Genomic DNA, 16,644 nt, shown 5'->3' on the forward strand with positions numbered 1-16,644 from the left:
TGGGGGGTGCCTCCACGGTAGGAAACGGGGGATACGGGCGACAAGCGACGAGAGCTGCGCGTGTACGCAGCTTTGCTGCGCAGTTCCGCCAGTCAGCGCACGTTTGATGCGTCATCCGGTGCGGCGTGGGTCGCGCCCGCTTCCGGAGCCTCCGGCAGCAGATGGGACAGCACCATGTAGCTGATCGTCTTCCGGATGAACGGCTCGATGCGGATACGCTCCAGGACCTCCTCGAAGTGCTCCACATCGGTCGCCCGCACATGCAGCAGCGCGTCCGCGCCCCCGGTCACGGTCATCGCCGCGGTGATCTCCGGGTGGTTGCGCACCACCTCCGCGAGGCGCCGGGGCGGCGCCGCGCCCTCGCAGTACACCTCGACGTACGCCTCCGTGCGCCAGCCGAGTGCCGCGGGCTTCACCGTGGCGGTGAACCCGGTGATCACACCGGTCTCGCGCAGCCGGTCGACGCGGCGCTTGACCGCGGTGGCGGACAGGCCGATCGCCGCGCCGATCTCCGCGAAGCTCGTCCTGGCATTGGCCATCAGGGCCGTGATGATCTTGCGGTCGAGGTCGTCGAACATCGCGGGCTTGCTGTTCATGGCGGCACTGTATCCAGCGGCCATGTCCACGCCCCGCACATGTCCAGGCGTACGAATCGCTCTTACACTCCACTGTCATGCTGCGCGCGCTCGCCGTCGACGACGAACAACCGTCCCTGGAGGAACTCCTCTATCTGCTGAACGCCGATCCACGGGTCGGCAGCGCCGAGGGGGCGAGCGACGCGACCGAGGCGCTGCGCCGGATCAACCGGGCCCTCGAGTCCGGGCCCGGCGGACCCGAGGCGATCGACGTCGTCTTCCTCGACATCCACATGCCCGGGCTCGACGGACTCGATCTGGCCCGGCTGCTCACCGGGTTCGCCCAGCCGCCGCTCGTCGTGTTCGTCACCGCTCACGAGGGCTTCGCCGTGCAGGCCTTCGACCTGAAGGCCGTCGACTACGTGCTCAAGCCGGTCCGCAGGGAACGCCTCGCCGAGGCCGTCCGGCGGGCCGTCCACCTCAGGGACACCGCCCCGCTGATACCGGTGCACGAGCCCGACCCCGACCACATATCCGTCGAACTCGGCGGCGTCACCCGCTTCGTGGCCGTCGAGGACATTACCCATGCCGAGGCCCACGGCGACTACGCCCGTCTGTACACCGCCCAGGGCAGCCATCTCGTCCGCATCCCGCTGTCCACTCTCGAAGAACGCTGGCGCTCCCGCGGCTTCGTCCGCATCCACCGGCGCCACCTCGTCGCACTGCGCCACATCGGCGAACTCCGCCTGGACGCGGGCACGGTGAGTGTCCTCGTCGACTCCGTCGAGCTCCAGGTCAGCCGTCGGCACGCACGCGAACTGCGCGACCTGCTGCTGCGCCGGACGACGAGCTGAGGAGGGCGGCGTGCCGCATGACCCGACCGAACGCCGCGTGGTCGTCACCGGAGTGCCCCGGCGCACTCGCCGGACGTCCGGCTACTACCGGCCCAGGACCGAGATCGACGAACAGACCACGCTCGGCCACACCTACGTCCGCTCCCTGATGCGCAGTCAACTCCGCGTGGCGCTGCTGGTGTTCGCCGTCCTGGTGCTGCTCGTCGGCCCGCTGCCCCTCGTCTTCGCCGCGATGCCGGACGGGGCGGCCCTGGAGTGGGCCGTGCTCGGCTTCTGCGTGTACCCGCCGCTGGTGCTGCTGGCCCGCTGGTACGTCCGCCGCGCGGAGCGCAACGAGAACGACTTCGTACGGCTCGTCGAGGATCAGGACCGCTGAACCGTGGACCAGAACTACGCCGTCCCCGCGGTCGCCCTCGTCGTCGTCGCGACCGTCCTGGTCGGCGCGTTCGGGCTGCGTATCTCCCGGACCACCTCCGACTTCTACGTCGCCTCACGCACCGTGGGCCCCCGGCTGAACGCCGCCGCGATCAGCGGCGAATACCTCTCCGCCGCCTCCTTCCTGGGCATCGCGGGCCTGGTGCTGGTCCAGGGCCCCGACATGCTCTGGTACCCGGTCGGCTACACGGCGGGCTACCTCGTCCTGCTGCTCTTCGTGGCGGCCCCGCTGCGCCGCTCCGGCGCGTACACCCTGCCCGACTTCGCCGAGGCGCGGCTCGGCTCGCACGCGGTGCGGCGCCTGGCGGGTGCCTTCGTCGTCGGCGTCGGCTGGCTGTATCTGCTGCCCCAACTGCAGGGAGCCGGGCTGACGTTGGCCGTGCTGACCGACGCTCCCGACTGGTTCGGGGGAGTGCTCGTCGCCGTCGTCGTGGTCGCCACCGTCGCCGCGGGCGGCATGCGCAGCATCACCTTCGTACAGGCCTTCCAGTACTGGCTCAAACTCACCGCCCTGCTGGTCCCCGCACTCTTCCTCGTGCTCGCCTGGCAGGCCCACGGCGCGCCCCGCGACATCTTCGACGAACCGGCGACCTTCCGCGAACAGCGCGTCGTACGGGTCGACGACACCCTCGACCTGAAGCTCTCCCGGCCGCTCGGCGTCACCACGAGCGGCACCGTCGACGGCCGACGGTACGAGGACGAGCGCGTCCGTCTGTCCGTCGGCGTCCACCACATCGAGGCCGGTACCCGGCTGACCTTCACCAAGGGCGACCCGGTGCCGGTGGCCGACCGCGGCAGCAACGGCGGCATGTCGACGTCGCTGGCGGCGGGCCGAGAGGAACGCCCGCTGTACGCCACGTACGGACTGATCCTCGCCACGTTCCTCGGCACGATGGGACTGCCCCACGTCGTCGTCCGCTTCTACACCAGCCCGCACGGCGTGGCCGCCCGCCGCACCACGGTCGCCGTGCTCGGCCTGATCGGCGCCTTCTACCTCCTCCCGCCCGTCTATGGGGCGCTGGGAAGGCTTTACGCCCCCGAACTCAGCCTCACCGGCGACGCGGACGCCGCCGTACTCCTGTTGCCCGACCGGATGCTCGGCGGGCTCGGCGCGGACCTCCTGGGCGCGCTGGTCGCGGGCGGGGCCTTCGCGGCGTTCCTGTCGACCGCGTCCGGACTGACCATGGCGGTCGCGGGCGTGCTCACACAGGACGTGCTGCCCTCGCGCGGCGTACGGCACTTCCGGCTCGGCACCGTGCTCGCGATGGCCGTGCCTCTCGCCGCGAGCGTGCTGGTGGGCGGGTTGCCGGTCGCCGACGCGGTGGGGCTCGCGTTCGCGGTGTCCGCGTCCTCCTTCTGCCCCCTGCTGGTGCTGGGCATCTGGTGGCGGCGGCTCACCCCGCCGGGTGCCGCCGCCGGGATGCTCGTCGGGGGCGGCTCGGCGCTCGTCGCGGTCGGCGCGACCATGGCGGGCTGTCCGGGCACGGGCTCGCTGCACGCGCTCCTCGCCTGGCCCGCGCTGTGGTCCGTACCGCTCGGCTTCGTGACGATGGTGCTGGTGTCACTGGCAACCCCGGGCCGCGTCCCGGCCGGGACGGCGGCGATCCTCGCGCGGTTCCACCTGCCGGAGGAGCTGTCGGACGGACAGGTGCGGGCGGCCGTGAGTGCGAGGGAGGCAGAGGCGTGAGTGGATTCCTCGCCGGGCTCTGCGTCGCCGTACTCCCGTTGCTCGCCGCCGGGTTCTGGCTCGGCAGGCGCACCGCGCGGCCCGAGAGCCTCGGCGGGCTCGGCACCCCCGTGGAGCACGCCACCTTCCAGACCCTGCACACCGCCTCGCTCGCCGCGCCTCCACTGCGCGCGGGCCTCACGCAGGAGACGGCCGGTCGGTCGGCGCGACGGCTGCGCACCCTGCTCGGCACGGACGCGCTGTGCCTCACCGACCAGGAGAGGGTGCTCGCCTGGGACGGGATCGGGGCGCACCACCGCGCCGAGATCATGGAACGGCTGGGCGGCCCGCTGGAGACCGGCCGCGGCGAGGCCTTCCGGCTGACGTGTGACGAGCCCGACTGCCCGCTGCGCTGGGCCGTCGTCGCACCGCTCACCGTCGACGAACGCGTGCACGGCGCCCTCGTCGCCTGCGCGCCCCGCGAGTCCGCCGTCCTCGTACGGGCGGCGGGTGAGGTCGCCCGCTGGGTCTCGGTGCAACTGGAACTCGCCGACCTCGACCGGTCCCGTACCCGTCTGATCGAGGCCGAGATCAAGGCACTGCGCGCCCAGATATCACCGCACTTCATCTTCAACTCGCTGGCGGTGATCGCCTCGTTCGTCCGCACCGACCCCGAGCGGGCCCGCGAACTGCTTCTCGAATTCGCGGACTTCACGCGCTACTCGTTCCGCCGGCACGGCGACTTCACCACCCTCGCCGACGAACTGCACGCCATCGACCACTACTTGGCGCTCGTACGGGCCCGCTTCGGGGAGCGGCTGTCCGTCACCCTGCAGATCGCCCCGGAGGTACTGCCGATCGCGCTGCCCTTCCTCTGCCTCCAGCCCCTCGTGGAGAACGCCGTCAAACACGGCCTGGAGGGCAAGACCGACAAGAGCCATATCAGCATCACGGCACAGGACGCGGGCGCCGAGGCACTGGTCGTCATCGAGGACAACGGCGCCGGAATGGACCCCGAGCGGCTGCGCCGCATCCTCTCCGGGGAGGCCAGCCCCTCCGGCGGCATCGGGCTCTCCAACGTCGACGAACGCCTGCGCCAGGTCTACGGGGACGACTACGGCCTCGTGATCGAGACCGCGGTGGGCGCCGGCATGAAGATCACCGCCCGGCTGCCCAAGTACCAGCCGGGCGTGCACTCCGCGGGACGGCTGCCCAGAGCATGAGCGTCAGGTGCGCGAGGCCACCATCCCCAGCGTGATCAGGCCGAGCACGACCCAGCCGAACCACAGCCAGCCGTTGCTGCCGAGTGCCACCGTGTAGGCCGTCACCACGACGAGCCCGCCCACGGTGAGCACCCCCATCGTCTTCGTCGTACCGGGCATCGCAGCACCCTCCTCCAGGCGGGTCCGCGACGCGGGCCGTGGCCTTGGGGCCATTTTCACCCGGAGGGGTGTGGTTCGCCAGGGCCGCGTCGGCTACTGGGCTTCCTGCGGCGGACGTTGTCCCTGTTCAAGACTGCAGACCACCAGGTAATACCGGTCCGCCCACAGACCTTCACTGTGCAGGCCATGACTCCAGTGGGTGGTGGGATCGACGTGGTACTTCTCCGGCCGGGCGTCCCGCTCGCACTGGTCGTCCGCCTGGGCGTCGGGGTCCTCATCGGGCTGGTAGGCCGTGAGGTGGGTGATCTGGACGACCCGTCCCCCATGAGGCTTGTCGCAGGCGACCAGCTCGAAGTGGGTGATGACGCGTGCGTCACCGCCGGCATGGCCGAGGCAGTCGCCCCGCTGCATCTGGGTCGCGGCCTGGAACGTCATGCCGTAGGAACGGAGGTCTCCGAGCGGCCCGTACACAGGGCTGCTCTTCCCGGCCAGCAGGCACGCCACGGTGCCACCGGTGGCCTCGAAGCCCTCGCGCGTGGGCACGACGGCCATACTCTTCACGTTCCACGCGAGTCTGTCCGCCGTGTCCTTTGTCCGCTCCTGACACTGGTGCGCGCCGTCGTGGCGCGCGGCCTCGTACGAGCGGAACTTGTACAGCTCCATCACCTGCGCCTCGGGGCGCATCTCCTCGCACGTGGGATCGAGCCGCAGATGTGCCACGGTCGCGGCCTTCCAGAGGTGCGGGTCGCCCACGACGCAATCGCCCCTCCGGAGCGGTTCGGAAAGCCCGACCGTGTCCCCGTACGGCAGCTCGGCCTTGTGCGCCATCGCGTACCAGACCCCGCCGGCCGTCAGCCCCAAGGCGAGCAGCACCGCCGCCAGCGCCTGCAGAAGGCGCGGGCGCTTGCGCCGTCGCCGGCCCGGGGGCCCGAGGGCCGAGGCGGGCGGCCCCCCGTACCCGGGCGGGCCGAACCCCTGCCCCGGCAGCGGGGTGTACGCGCCACGTGCGTGGGCGGTGGGCGCGTACGGATCCGGTGCCCCTGCGGTGGGGGTGGTGTACGCGCCCGGTGCCCCTGCGGTAGGGGTGTACGCGCCCGGTGCCTGTGCGGTCGGCGGGTAAGCGCCCGGTGCGGCGAAGCCCTGGTCTCGGCTCGCGCTGCCCTCGGCCGTGGGCGGATAGCCGCCCGGCGCGGCAAGGCCCTGGTCTCCCACCGGGCTGCCGGAACCCGGACCGTCGGACGTGACGAGCCCCGCCCAGGGCGGCTGGGAGCCCGGGTCGACCTGGGTCGGGGGATGAGGTTGCGGCGTGATGATCCGGGCCAGCGCCGCCGCCGTGTCCTGTGCCGAGATCCGATGGGCGGGATCCTTGTGCAGCAGCGCTTCTACGACCGGCCACAGAGCCCCGGCCCGCCGAGGCGGCGGGGGATCCTCCAGCACCACGGCGGTGATCGCGGCGAGATCGGTGTCGCGGCCGAAGGGGCCGTGGCCCTCCACGCCGAAGTAGAGGGTGCAGCCCAGTGAGAACAGGTCGGCCGCCGCGGTCGGCGGCCCGCCCGTGACTCGCTCCGGTGCCAGATAGCCGGCGGTGCCCACCAGGACGGACGTCATCGTCCAGCGGGTCTCGAGGGAATCCGGCTGGACGGAGATGCCGTAGTCGGTGAGCAGGATCCGGGCGCCCGGCGTGCCCGCGCGGTCCGGGGCGAGCAGGATGTTCGCGGGCTTCACGTCCCGGTGCATGATGCCGCGCTCGTGCCCGGCGGTCAGGGCATCCAGCACCGCGAGACCGACGCGGGCGCACTCGTCGGGGGCCAGCGGGCCGCGCCGGGCCAGCCAGTCACGCAGATCCTCAGCGCCCGCCACGTACTCCATCACGATCCACGGCAGGCCCTCGAACTCCAGGACGTCGTGCACGGTCACGACGTGCGGGTGTCCCCGCAGCACCGCCGCGTGCCGTGCCTCGGCGCGGGCCCGCGCGATGCGCGACTCGTGCTCCTCGACGCCCTCCTGCGGATTGCGGAACCTGATCTCCTTGAGCGCGACGTCGCAGTCGAGCCGCTGGTCGTGGGCACGCCACACATGGCCCATCCCACCCGAGCCGACCTGCTCCACGAGCAGATACCGGCCGGCCACGATCCGGCCCACTCCCGACTGCGGTGATCCTGCTGCCATCCGGTTGCTCCCCGGGTTCTGCGCTGGTGCGTACGCGGATCAGGACGCGTCCGCGGTGAGCCCACCGGAGTCGATCGCGTCGGTCGCGGACGACGGGGCGCCGGGCGCGGAGTCGCTGACGCCTGGGTCGACCGAGGGGGAGTCGCTCGACGCCGGCGCGCCGCTGGCCGTCGGTTCGAAGGAGGTCGGGTCCCTCGAGAGGGACTCCGTGGGGGTGGCCGACTCGCTGGTACGCGTGCCGGAGGGAGTACTGCTCGACGCGGACGGAGTCGTCGGTGACGTCGTGTCGGATCCGGTGCTCGACCCGCCGGGTCCGCTGCTGGACCCGCCAGGTCCGGTGCTGGACTCACCGGGACCAGTGCTGGACTCACCGGGACCAGTGCTGGACTCACCGGGACCAGTGCTGGACTCACCGGGACCAGTGCTGGACTCACCCGGTCCGGTGCTGGACTCACCGGGACCAGTGCTGGACTCACCCGGTCCGGTGCTCGACTCGCCCGGACCAGTGCTGGACTCGTCCGGGCCCGTGGTCATCCCACCGGAGTCCGGGGGAGTCTTCTCGCCGGCGCCCCCGTCGCCGGACCGCACGAACAGCGTCACGGGCGCGCCCCACTCCAGGGTGCTGCCCTCGACCGGGTCGGAAGCGTTGACCTGGGCGTCGTCGGGGGGCAGCGAGTCACCGTCGTACCCCATGGCCAGCCCCGCCTGGGCCAGGTGCTGGGTCGCCTGGGCGAACGTCATGCCGGTGACGGCCGGTACGGCGTGTTCCGTGTGTGTGTTGAAGGATGTGTCGTCACCGTTGACACCCAGCTCACGGGCGATTCCGTGGTCCGGATCGTGGACGTCGACGAGCTGGAGCCGGTCGATCTTCGGGTCGCCGGGCGGCGGCTCGACGATCACGATGTGGTTCTGCTGAAATCCGGACCACTTCTTGTTTCCGGCCTTGAACTGCACCGAGGTCTTTTTGATGTTCGCCTTGGACGGTCGCAGCGGATTACCGCAGGAGCACTTCACGGCGGGGAGGCCCTGCTGATCGACCAGAACCGCGATCCCGGCCTGCAGCAGGGCGTCGAAGGGGACGGCCTTGGCGTGCTTGTACTCGTGATTCGTCACGAGGGTGTCGTGGCGCAGCACGACGGGTGTGAGTTGATCGATATACCCGGAGATCCGGTCCGGCTCGATATGCAGAACACGGGCCCATTCCCGCGCCTTGGCGGAGTTCTCGGGAGCGGTGAGGAATTTCTTCAGCTGCGCGAGGGCGCAGGTACCGGGCTTCGTCGATCCACCGAACTCACCGGTGGCCCCACCGGTGTCGTTCTGGCCCGGCGAGCTGTCTCCGCCCGGCCCGTTGCCGCCGACCGGCGTGCCGCCGTAGAGGCCTGGGCTGTTGCTGGCCTGCACCCCGCCGCTCGGCCGTGCCTGGGCGAGGCGGGCGTCCCTGCCGAGCTTGCCGTCCTCCTTGAAGAAGGGATTGGCCTGCGAAATCCCCGCGGCCACGGCACGCACGACGAACAATTGATCGGATTTGCTGCACCCGCTGATTACCAGCACGGAAACCAGCAGTAGAGTGATCCTGCGGGCCGCCGATATCCCGGCCCTTTGCATGAAAGCGCAAAATGTCATGACCGCTCCCCCTGCGGTTCCCCCCTGGACGCCCTCCATGCTACTGAATAGAAGTCCTTTTCACGCAAGGTGAATAGGAAAGTTAATTCAGCGACCGCGTGCGTTGAGTGAGGCCAGATAGGCGTTGTACGCCTCGAGTTCCTTGTCGCCGTCGCGGTCCGCGGCCCGGTCCTCGCGCTTGGCCTGCCGCTGCTCGGAGCTGTACCACTGGAAGAGCAACGCGAGCAGCACGAGGACGGAGGGGATCTCGCTGAACGCCCAGGCGATGCCGCCGGCCGCGGTCTGGTCGCTGAGCGCGTCGATGCCGAGCGAGGCGGGCGGGTTCTTGTACGTCTCGACCATCGGCGCGGAGGCCATCATCAGCGCGATGCCGAAGAAGGCGTGGAACGGCATGCCCGCGAACAGCTCCAGCATCCGCAGCAGATAGCCGGGGCGGCGTGGACCCGGGTCCACGCCCATGATCGGCCAGAAGAAGACCAGGCCGACGGCGAGGAAGTGACACATCATCGCGATGTGTCCCGCCTTCGAGCCCATCAGGAAGTCGAAGATCGGCGAGAAGTACAGCGCGTACAGGCTCGCGATGAACAGCGGGATGGTGAACGCGGGATGCGTGATGATCCGCATGTACCGGCTGTGCAGGAACATCAGCAGCAGCTCACGGGGCCCCTTGCTGCCGCGCTTGGCCGCGACCGGCAGTGCGCGCAGCGCCAGTGTGATAGGCGCGCCGAGCAGGATCAGGATCGGTGACAGCATGCTGATCACCATGTGCTGGACCATGTGCACGCTGAACATGACCATGCCGTAGTCGTTCAGCCTGGTGCACATCACGAGCATGACGGTCAGCACACCGACGACGAACGCGGCGGTCCTTCCGGACGACCACTTGTCGCCGCGCCGCGCGAGCCGTACGACTCCCCAGCCGTACAGTCCAAGTCCCGTCAGGCAGGCGACGAGGAAGAACGGGTCGGCGGACCACTCGAGCCCCCGCCCCAGCGTGAACGGCGGCAGATCCATGGTCATGCCGTGCCCGCTGTGATCCATCCGCCGGCTCCTGTTTCGTACTGGTTGTGCGCTGTCTGTCCGGACCAGAGTAGAACTGCCCCCGGCCGCGGCTGCGACCGGGGGCAGATCCACTCACGTACGACTTACAGAACGCACTCCGCCTCGGCGTACCGTTCGTCCGGAACCGTCTTCAGCGTCTCGACCGCCTCGGCGAGCGAGACCATCACGATATCGGTGCCCCGCAGCGCGGTCATCCTGCCGAACTCGCCGCGGTGCACGGCCTCCACGGCGTGCCAGCCGAATCGTGTCGCGAGGACGCGGTCGTACGCCGTCGGTGTGCCGCCCCGCTGCACATGCCCGAGAATGACCGGCCGTGCCTCCTTGCCGAGGCGCTCCTCCAGCTCCAGCGAGAGCTGCCGGGCGATCCCGGCGAACCGCTCGTGCCCGTAGATGTCCTTGCCGCCCTCGTCGAAGGCCATGGTGCCGGCCTTCGGCTTGGCGCCCTCGGCGGCCACCACGATGGCGAACCGCTTGCCCGCCTCGAAGCGCTCGCCGACCTTGGCGGCCAACTCCTCGATGTCGAAGGGCCGTTCCGGTACGACGATGGCGTGGGCGCCCGCCGCCATGCCGGAGTGCAGCGCGATCCAGCCGGTGTGGCGGCCCATGACCTCCACGATCAGCACGCGCTGGTGGGATTCGGCGGTGGTCTTCAGCCGGTCCAGCGCCTCGGTCGCGACGCCGACGGCCGTGTCGAAGCCGAAGGTGACGTCCGTGACGGCGATGTCGTTGTCGATGGTCTTCGGCACGCCGACGATCGGCAGGCCGCTGTCCGAGAGCAGCCGGGCCGCCTTGAGCGTGCCCTCCCCGCCGATCGGGATGATCGCGTCGAGGCCGAGCTCCTCGACATGCCCCTTGGCCCGCTCCACACCGTCACGCAGATGCGCCGGCTGGACCCGGGAGGAGCCGAGCATGGTGCCGCCGCGAGCGAGGATGCCGCTCACCGCGTCGAGGTCGAGTTTGAGGTAGTCGCACTCCAGGAGACCCTTCCAGCCGTCCCGGAAGCCGATGACCTCGTCGCCGTGGTCGACGACGGCACGGTGCACGACGGACCGGATGACGGCGTTCAGACCGGGGCAGTCGCCGCCGGACGTGAGGACACCAATGCGCATAGCCCGAAATACCTTCTCAACGTGGGCCGGGGACCGGACCACGTTGTCCGGCTGGAACGCGGCCACCCTACCGGCGTGAGGGGGTGGTGCCGTAATGGGCGTCCGCCTGCTGGACGTGGCCGCACAAGTGAGCGGAGGGGCCGTCAGGCGGGCTCGTGACTACGGTGCCGGAACACGACCGGGGCGCGCCTGAGGTTTGCCTCAAGCGCGCCCGGTGACTGCTCAGGCAGGCTGCCGCGCGGCTGTGTTCACACAGGCCGCGCGGCTGTCCTCACGCAGGTTGCTGCGCAGCCGCGATGCGCTCGCCTCGCAGTGCTTCGTACCACCGGTCGTCGATCGGCGGCAGCGCGTTCACGTCGAGGGCCAGCTTCAGCAGCAGGTCCGCGATCTGCGGGTTGCGGGCGAGGACGGGTCCGTGCATGTACGTACCGAAGACCGTGTCGTTGTACGCGCCCTCGGTGCCGTCGCCGGTGCCGTTGCCCTTGCCGAGCCGCACGTTCGCGAACGGCCGCGCGGTGGGACCGAGGTGGGTGACGCCCTGGTGGTTCTCGAAGCCGGTCAGCTGCGGCAGGCCGAGGCGCGGGTCGATGTCCGCGAGGACGTCGCCGACGCACCGCTCGCCCTCGCCGCGTGTGGAGACCACGTCGAGCAGGCCGAGGCCCGGCTCGCGCTGCCCGAGGTCGTTGATGAACTCGTGGCCGAGGATCTGGTAGCCGGCGCAGACCGAGAAGACGATCGCTCCGTTGCCGACCGCGCGGTGCAGACCGCCGTCACGGCGCAGCCGCTCGGCCGCGAGCCGCTGCGGCCGGTCCTCGCCGCCGCCGATCAGATAGATGTCGCCTGAGGTGGGGATCGGCTGGTCGCTGCGCACGTCGAGGCGGGCCACGTCGAGGCCGCGCTGGCGGGCCCGGCGCTCCACGACGAGCGCGTTGCCCTGGTCGCCGTAGGTGCTCAGCAGGTCCGGATAGATCCACACCAGACGCAGGTTGTTGTCGCTCATTCTCTTCGTCCTCCGTGGCTCAGTTGCCGACACGACGCCTCAGGTCCTGGAAAGCGGTGTAGTTCGCGATGACCTCGATGCGTCCGGGCGGTGCCAGCTGCACGGCCTGGTCGAGGTTCTCGCAGACCTGGAAGTGCTGGTTCGCGACCTCCAGGCGTACGGCGAGGTCCAGCTTGCGGTCGCCGAGAACGAAGATCGGATGCCCGCTGAGCTGTGTGTAGTCGACGTCCCACAGCCAGGAGGTGTCGGTGCCGTCGGCGCCGCGCGCGTTCACCGAGAGGATGACCGGGGTCGGCGGCGGGTCGATCAGGGAGAACGTCTCCAGCCAGCCCGCGGGGTTCTTCGCGAGCAGCAGACGCAGGTCGCGCTGCATGAACTGGACCACGTCATAGCGTCCGGCCACCGCCTGCACCTGGTACATGCGTTCCAGGGCGACCTGCGGCGGCACCCCGAAGACGGCGGCGACGGCGGCCGAGGAGGCGGCGTTCGCCTTGTTGGCGCGGCCCGGCAGCTGGAGGTGGATCGGCCAGGCGGAACCGTGCGGGTCGAGGACGTGGTCGCCGGACAGCGCCCAGGTCGGCGTCGGACGGCGGAAGCCGCACTCGCCGCAGAACCAGTCGTCGCCGGGGCGCTGCATCACACCGCCGCAGGACGGGCAGGACCAGGCGTCGTCCTTCCACATCTGACCGGCGGCCACCCACATCACGTTCGGCGAGGAGGAGGCGGCCCATACGACGAGCGGGTCGTCGGCGTTGGCGACGACGACGGCCTTGGAACCGGCCAGGCCCTCACGCCAGTGCTCGGCCATCATCCGGGTCTCGGCGGCCCGGTCGAGCTGATCGCGGGAGAGATTGAGCAGGGCGATGCACTTCGGGTCGGTGTCGCGCGCGACACCGGAGAGGTACTTCTCGTCGACCTCGATGACCGCGAACTTCGCGTCGGAACCCCCGGCGAGCGCCGAGGTGATGCCGGCCGGCATGTTGGCGCCGAGCGCGTTGGACACGACCGGGCCCGCGGCGCGCAGCGCCTCCGCGATCAGCCGGGTGGTCGTGGTCTTGCCGTTGGTGGCCGAGACCAGGATCACGTCCAGGTGGGTGGCCAGCCGGGCCAGCAGGTCGGGGTCGAGCTTGAGTGCCACCCGGCCGCCGATCACCGATCCGCTGCCGCGTCCGGCGGCCCGCGAGACGGCCGCCGCCGCCTTGCCCGCCGTCACGGCCAGCTTGGCCCGCGGCGTCAGCGGGTCCGAGTTGCCTGACATCGTTTCTCGATCCTCCTTGCGTACGCGCCGCGCCTCTGCCCCCGGCACCGTGTGGGCCTCAGCCTATCGAGATCCACTCACGCGCCCGAATCGCGGCACCTCCAGGGTGCCCGCGCGACATTCGCGCGCCTCCCAGGACCGTACCCTTGCCGCCATGCGACACGGCTCCATCCCGGGCACCCACGGGCGCGTCCGGCCCCTGACCCTGCTCGGCGACCCCGTCCTGCGCACACCGTCCGAGGAGGTCGCCGACTTCGGCCCCCAACTCGTCCAGCTCGTCGAGGACATGTTCGCGACGATGTACGCCGCGCAGGGGGTGGGGCTCGCGGCCAACCAGGTCGGCGTGCCGCTACGGGTCTTTGTGTACGACTGCCCGGACGACGAGGACGTCCGTCATCTGGGACATGTGGTGAACCCACGCCTTGTCGAGGCGGACGGTGTTGTGCTGCGCGGTCCTGAGGGTTGTTTGTCGCTGCCGGGGCTGGAGGCGGGCACGGAGCGGTACGACCACGCGGTGGTCGAGGGGTTCACGGTGACCGGCTCGCCGGTCACCGTGCACGGCACCGGGTGGTTCGCCCGGTGCCTGCAGCACGAGAGTGACCACCTCGACGGTGGGGTGTACGTGGACCGGCTCACCGGGTGGCGCCGGCGCCGCGTCATGCGGCAGGTGAGTCGGGCGCCTTGGGGCAGCTGAGACCGGCCTGTGACCGCCGGTCCCGCCGCGGCTGGTCGCGCAGTTCCCCGCGCCCCTGACGGGCCGGGCTTGTCGCTCGGCCGCGCACCGGTTGTGGCTGGTCGCGCGGTTCCTCGCGCTCCTGACGGGCCGGGCTTGTCGGTCGGTCGCGCACCGGCTGGTCGCGTAGTTGCTCGCGCTGCTGGTGGGGCGCTGAGGTTGTGGTTGGGTGCCCGTCAGTGATGGCTGGTCGCGCCCCTGACACGGGCCCGCGTCAGAAGCCCGGGCCGCCGACCTTGTCTCCGGCCGCCGCCAGGCGGCCCCACAACAGATCCGCGAGGCTGCGTACCAACTCGGCCCGCGTGCAGGGTCGTTCGCCGAGCCACCAGTCGCCGGCCGCGTGCATCATGCCGACGATGCCGTGGCCCCAGACCCGCGCCAGCTGCTGGCTGCCGGGGCCGAGGTCGACCCGCTCCTCGATCACCTCGGCCAGTTCCTCGCCCATGCGGCGCAGCAACGGCGCGGAGTGCTTGCCGACGTCGAAGCCCGCGTCTCCCGGCTGGCCGCCTTCCGCCGGATGCATCAGGAACCGGTACACCTGCGGGCGTGCCTCGATGGCCGCCAAATACGTGTCGAGCGTCTGCTCGACACGCTCGCGCCGCCCGGCCGGGGCGTCCAGCGCGGCCCGCAGCGCTCCGAGGAGGGCGTCGGTGTGCCGCTTGGCGAGCGCGGCGTAGAGTCCACCCTTGTCGCCGAAGTGGCGGTAGAGGATCGGCTTCGTGATGCCCGCCTCGGCGGCGATGGCATTCATCGAGGCCCCGGGGCCGTCGCGCAGCACCACGCGGTCGGCGGCCTCCAGCAGCTCGCGCCGGCGGCGGTCGGCGGACCTTTGCTGATCGGTCCGCTGTGTGGTGTCCATGTGCTCTCCCCACCCGTGGTGATTCGGTGACGCCTGCGCAAACTAACACTCTTCGGCGCACGGGTATCGAACGGGCTACCGAGCGAGGCTCGGGAGTTGACTTTTCCTACTGGTCAGTAACAGACTCGAGTTACCGCAAGTAACAGTTTAGTGCAGCGCTGGAGGGGACATGGCCGAGTTCACCATGGAGCTCAACGACGAACAGAAGGAGGTCCGGGACTGGCTGCACGGCTTCGCCGCCGACGTCATCCGCCCCGCGGCCGCCGAATGGGACGAGCGTGAGGAGACTCCCTGGCCGGTCATCCAGGAGGCCGCGAAGGTCGGCATCTACTCCCTGGACTTCTACGCCCAGCAGTACTTCGACCCCACCGGCCTCGGCATACCGATGGCCATGGAGGAGCTGTTCTGGGGCGACGCGGGCATCGGCCTGTCCATCGTCGGCACCGGCCTCGCCGCCGTGGGCGTCCTCGCCAACGGCACCGAGGAGCAGATCGGCACCTGGATCCCCCAGATGTACGGCGATGCGGGCGATGTCAAGGTCGCGGCCTTCTGCTCCTCCGAGCCCGACGCCGGCTCCGACGTCGCCTCCATGCGCACGCGTGCCGTCTACGACGAGGCCAAGGACGAGTGGGTCCTCAACGGCACCAAGACCTGGGCGACCAACGGCGGCATAGCCAACGTCCACGTCGTGGTCGCCGTCGTCGACCCCGACCTCGGCTCCAAGGGCCACGCCTCCTTCATCGTCCCGCCGAACACGCCCGGCCTCTCCCAGGGCCAGAAGTTCAAGAAGCACGGCATCCGTGCCTCGCACACCGCCGAGGTCGTCCTGGAGGACGTCCGTATCCCCGGCTCCTGCCTCCTCGGCGGCAAGGAGAAGCTCGACGAGCGCCTCGCCCGTGCCCGCGAGCGCGCGAAGGCGGGCGGTGAGCGAGTGAAGAACGCGGCGATGGCCACGTTCGAGGCGTCCCGCCCGGCCGTCGGCGCGATGGCGGTGGGGACCGCGCGGGCCGCGTACGAGGTCGCCCTCGACTATGCGACGACCCGCGAGCAGTTCGGGCGTCCCATCATCGACAATCAGGGTGTCGCCTTCCAGCTGGCCGACATGCGTACGTCGATCGACGCCGCGCGTCTGCTCGTGTGGCGCGCCTCCTGGATGGCGGTCAACGGCAAGCCGTTCACCGCGGCCGAGGGCTCCATGTCGAAGCTTTTCGCCAGTGAGACCGCGAAGAAGGTCACCGCGCAGGCGATCCAGATCCTGGGCGGCAATGGATACACCCGTGAGTACCCGGTCGAGCGGATGCACCGGGACGCCGCTATTTACACGATCTTCGAGGGTACGAGCGAGATCCAGCGCCTGGTGATCGCCCGGACGCTGTCGGGGATGCCGATCCGCTGATCAGCGGTGTTTGAGTGGTGTGAGTTGCTCGATGTCGTATCTCGCCCGGAGTTCCTCGATCGCCGCGTGATCCGGTGGGCCGCCCGTGCCCAGGATCTCCAGCAGCTCCTCGAAATACCGCTCGTGGTCCGGCGGCGGTGACGCCTGGAAGAACATCTTCGCCGGGGATTCGGTGGGGTTGGAGAAGGCGTGGGGGCAGCCCGGTGGTACGACGATGACCGTGCCCGGTGTCGCCCGTACCACCCGGCTGCCCGAACGGGACTCCCACGTCTGCCAGTTGTCGGGAGTCCGCACGCGTGGCTCGAAGGCGAGCACGTCCACCTCGCCTTCGAGCACGTAGAACAACTCCTCACTGCGTGTGTGCACATGGGCGCCGACGTCGAAGCCGGGCGGTACCACCACCTCGAACGTGGACGCCATGCGCGAGTGCGAGCCGGTCACCTTGAACGTCACATGCTGGGCGGGCGTCTGCACCACCCGGCCGTGACCCGGCGGAACGAGCAGCCCCTCGGACGCTGTCATC

At 70.4% G+C, this 16,644-nt stretch carries 16 protein-coding genes; 6 read left to right on the forward strand and 10 right to left on the reverse strand.

The window, feature by feature from the left end:
- Positions 1–92: 92 nt before the first annotated feature.
- A complete protein-coding gene (locus tag AB0D27_RS33185) occupies positions 93–596 on the reverse strand; it encodes an Lrp/AsnC family transcriptional regulator (protein WP_362516097.1) in 504 nt (167 codons plus the stop codon).
- 77 nt (positions 597–673) lie between these two features.
- Between AB0D27_RS33185 and AB0D27_RS33190 the strand changes: the two genes are divergently transcribed.
- Genes AB0D27_RS33190 through AB0D27_RS33205 form a run of 4 tightly spaced genes read left to right on the forward strand, consistent with a single transcriptional unit; the run spans position 674 to position 4,753 of the window.
- Entirely contained in the window at positions 674–1,429 is a 756-nt protein-coding gene (locus tag AB0D27_RS33190; protein WP_362516099.1) for a response regulator transcription factor, read from the forward strand.
- A gap of 10 nt (positions 1,430–1,439) precedes the next feature.
- On the forward strand, positions 1,440–1,805 hold the full coding sequence (locus AB0D27_RS33195) for a hypothetical protein (protein ID WP_362516101.1): 366 nt from the start codon (positions 1,440–1,442) through the stop codon (positions 1,803–1,805).
- A 3-nt stretch (positions 1,806–1,808) separates the two neighbouring features.
- Positions 1,809–3,551, forward strand: a complete 1,743-nt coding sequence (locus tag AB0D27_RS33200; RefSeq protein ID WP_362516103.1) for a cation acetate symporter — start codon at positions 1,809–1,811, stop codon at positions 3,549–3,551.
- Positions 3,548–4,753 carry a histidine kinase gene (locus tag AB0D27_RS33205; RefSeq protein WP_362516105.1) on the forward strand — a complete coding sequence of 402 codons (1,206 nt, stop codon included), beginning with the start codon at positions 3,548–3,550 and terminating at the stop codon, positions 4,751–4,753. Before AB0D27_RS33200 ends, AB0D27_RS33205 begins: the two co-directional genes overlap by 4 nt.
- Positions 4,754–4,756: 3 nt before the next feature.
- On the opposite strand, the gene AB0D27_RS33210 is transcribed toward AB0D27_RS33205, so the two are convergent.
- The 7 genes from AB0D27_RS33210 to AB0D27_RS33240 form a co-directional block, all read right to left on the reverse strand.
- Positions 4,757–4,912: a hypothetical protein gene (locus AB0D27_RS33210; RefSeq protein ID WP_362516106.1), complete on the reverse strand. Its 156-nt coding sequence runs from the start codon at positions 4,910–4,912 to the stop codon at positions 4,757–4,759.
- 93 nt (positions 4,913–5,005) lie between these two features.
- The gene (locus AB0D27_RS33215; RefSeq protein WP_362516107.1) at positions 5,006–7,081 is read right to left on the reverse strand and encodes a protein kinase; all 2,076 of its coding nucleotides are present in this window, start codon (positions 7,079–7,081) and stop codon (positions 5,006–5,008) included.
- Between the two features lie 39 nt (positions 7,082–7,120).
- Entirely contained in the window at positions 7,121–8,587 is a 1,467-nt protein-coding gene (locus AB0D27_RS33220) for a DUF6777 domain-containing protein (protein ID WP_362516109.1), read from the reverse strand.
- Between the two features lie 204 nt (positions 8,588–8,791).
- The gene (locus tag AB0D27_RS33225) at positions 8,792–9,745 is read right to left on the reverse strand and encodes a cytochrome c oxidase assembly protein (RefSeq protein ID WP_362516111.1); all 954 of its coding nucleotides are present in this window, start codon (positions 9,743–9,745) and stop codon (positions 8,792–8,794) included.
- Between the two features lie 104 nt (positions 9,746–9,849).
- Positions 9,850–10,875, reverse strand: a complete 1,026-nt coding sequence (locus AB0D27_RS33230; protein ID WP_362516113.1) for a 6-phosphofructokinase — start codon at positions 10,873–10,875, stop codon at positions 9,850–9,852.
- Between the two features lie 271 nt (positions 10,876–11,146).
- Positions 11,147–11,875, reverse strand: a complete 729-nt coding sequence (locus AB0D27_RS33235) for a glutamine amidotransferase (protein WP_362516115.1) — start codon at positions 11,873–11,875, stop codon at positions 11,147–11,149.
- Positions 11,876–11,894: 19 nt separating this feature from the next.
- Positions 11,895–13,133, reverse strand: a complete 1,239-nt coding sequence (locus AB0D27_RS33240; RefSeq protein ID WP_362516117.1) for a MurT ligase domain-containing protein — start codon at positions 13,131–13,133, stop codon at positions 11,895–11,897.
- A gap of 154 nt (positions 13,134–13,287) precedes the next feature.
- Between AB0D27_RS33240 and def the strand changes: the two genes are divergently transcribed.
- Positions 13,288–13,827: a peptide deformylase gene (gene def, locus AB0D27_RS33245; protein WP_362516119.1), complete on the forward strand. Its 540-nt coding sequence runs from the start codon at positions 13,288–13,290 to the stop codon at positions 13,825–13,827.
- Between the two features lie 253 nt (positions 13,828–14,080).
- Here the strand turns inward: def and AB0D27_RS33250 are convergent, their stop codons facing one another.
- Positions 14,081–14,725 (reverse strand): TetR family transcriptional regulator, encoded by a 645-nt coding sequence (locus AB0D27_RS33250; RefSeq protein ID WP_362516121.1) that lies wholly within the window; start codon positions 14,723–14,725, stop codon positions 14,081–14,083.
- 169 nt (positions 14,726–14,894) lie between these two features.
- Between AB0D27_RS33250 and AB0D27_RS33255 the strand changes: the two genes are divergently transcribed.
- Complete coding sequence (locus tag AB0D27_RS33255) at positions 14,895–16,121, forward strand: acyl-CoA dehydrogenase family protein (RefSeq protein WP_362516123.1); 1,227 nt, start codon at positions 14,895–14,897, stop codon at positions 16,119–16,121.
- On the opposite strand, the gene AB0D27_RS33260 is transcribed toward AB0D27_RS33255, so the two are convergent.
- Positions 16,122–16,643, reverse strand: coding sequence for a cupin domain-containing protein (locus AB0D27_RS33260; protein WP_362516124.1), 522 nt, complete (start codon positions 16,641–16,643; stop codon positions 16,122–16,124).
- Position 16,644: the final 1 nt, after the last annotated feature.

It is taken from the genome of Streptomyces sp. NPDC048415 (genome assembly GCF_040651675.1).
In the GTDB taxonomy this organism is placed as follows: Bacteria; Actinomycetota; Actinomycetes; order Streptomycetales; family Streptomycetaceae; genus Streptomyces.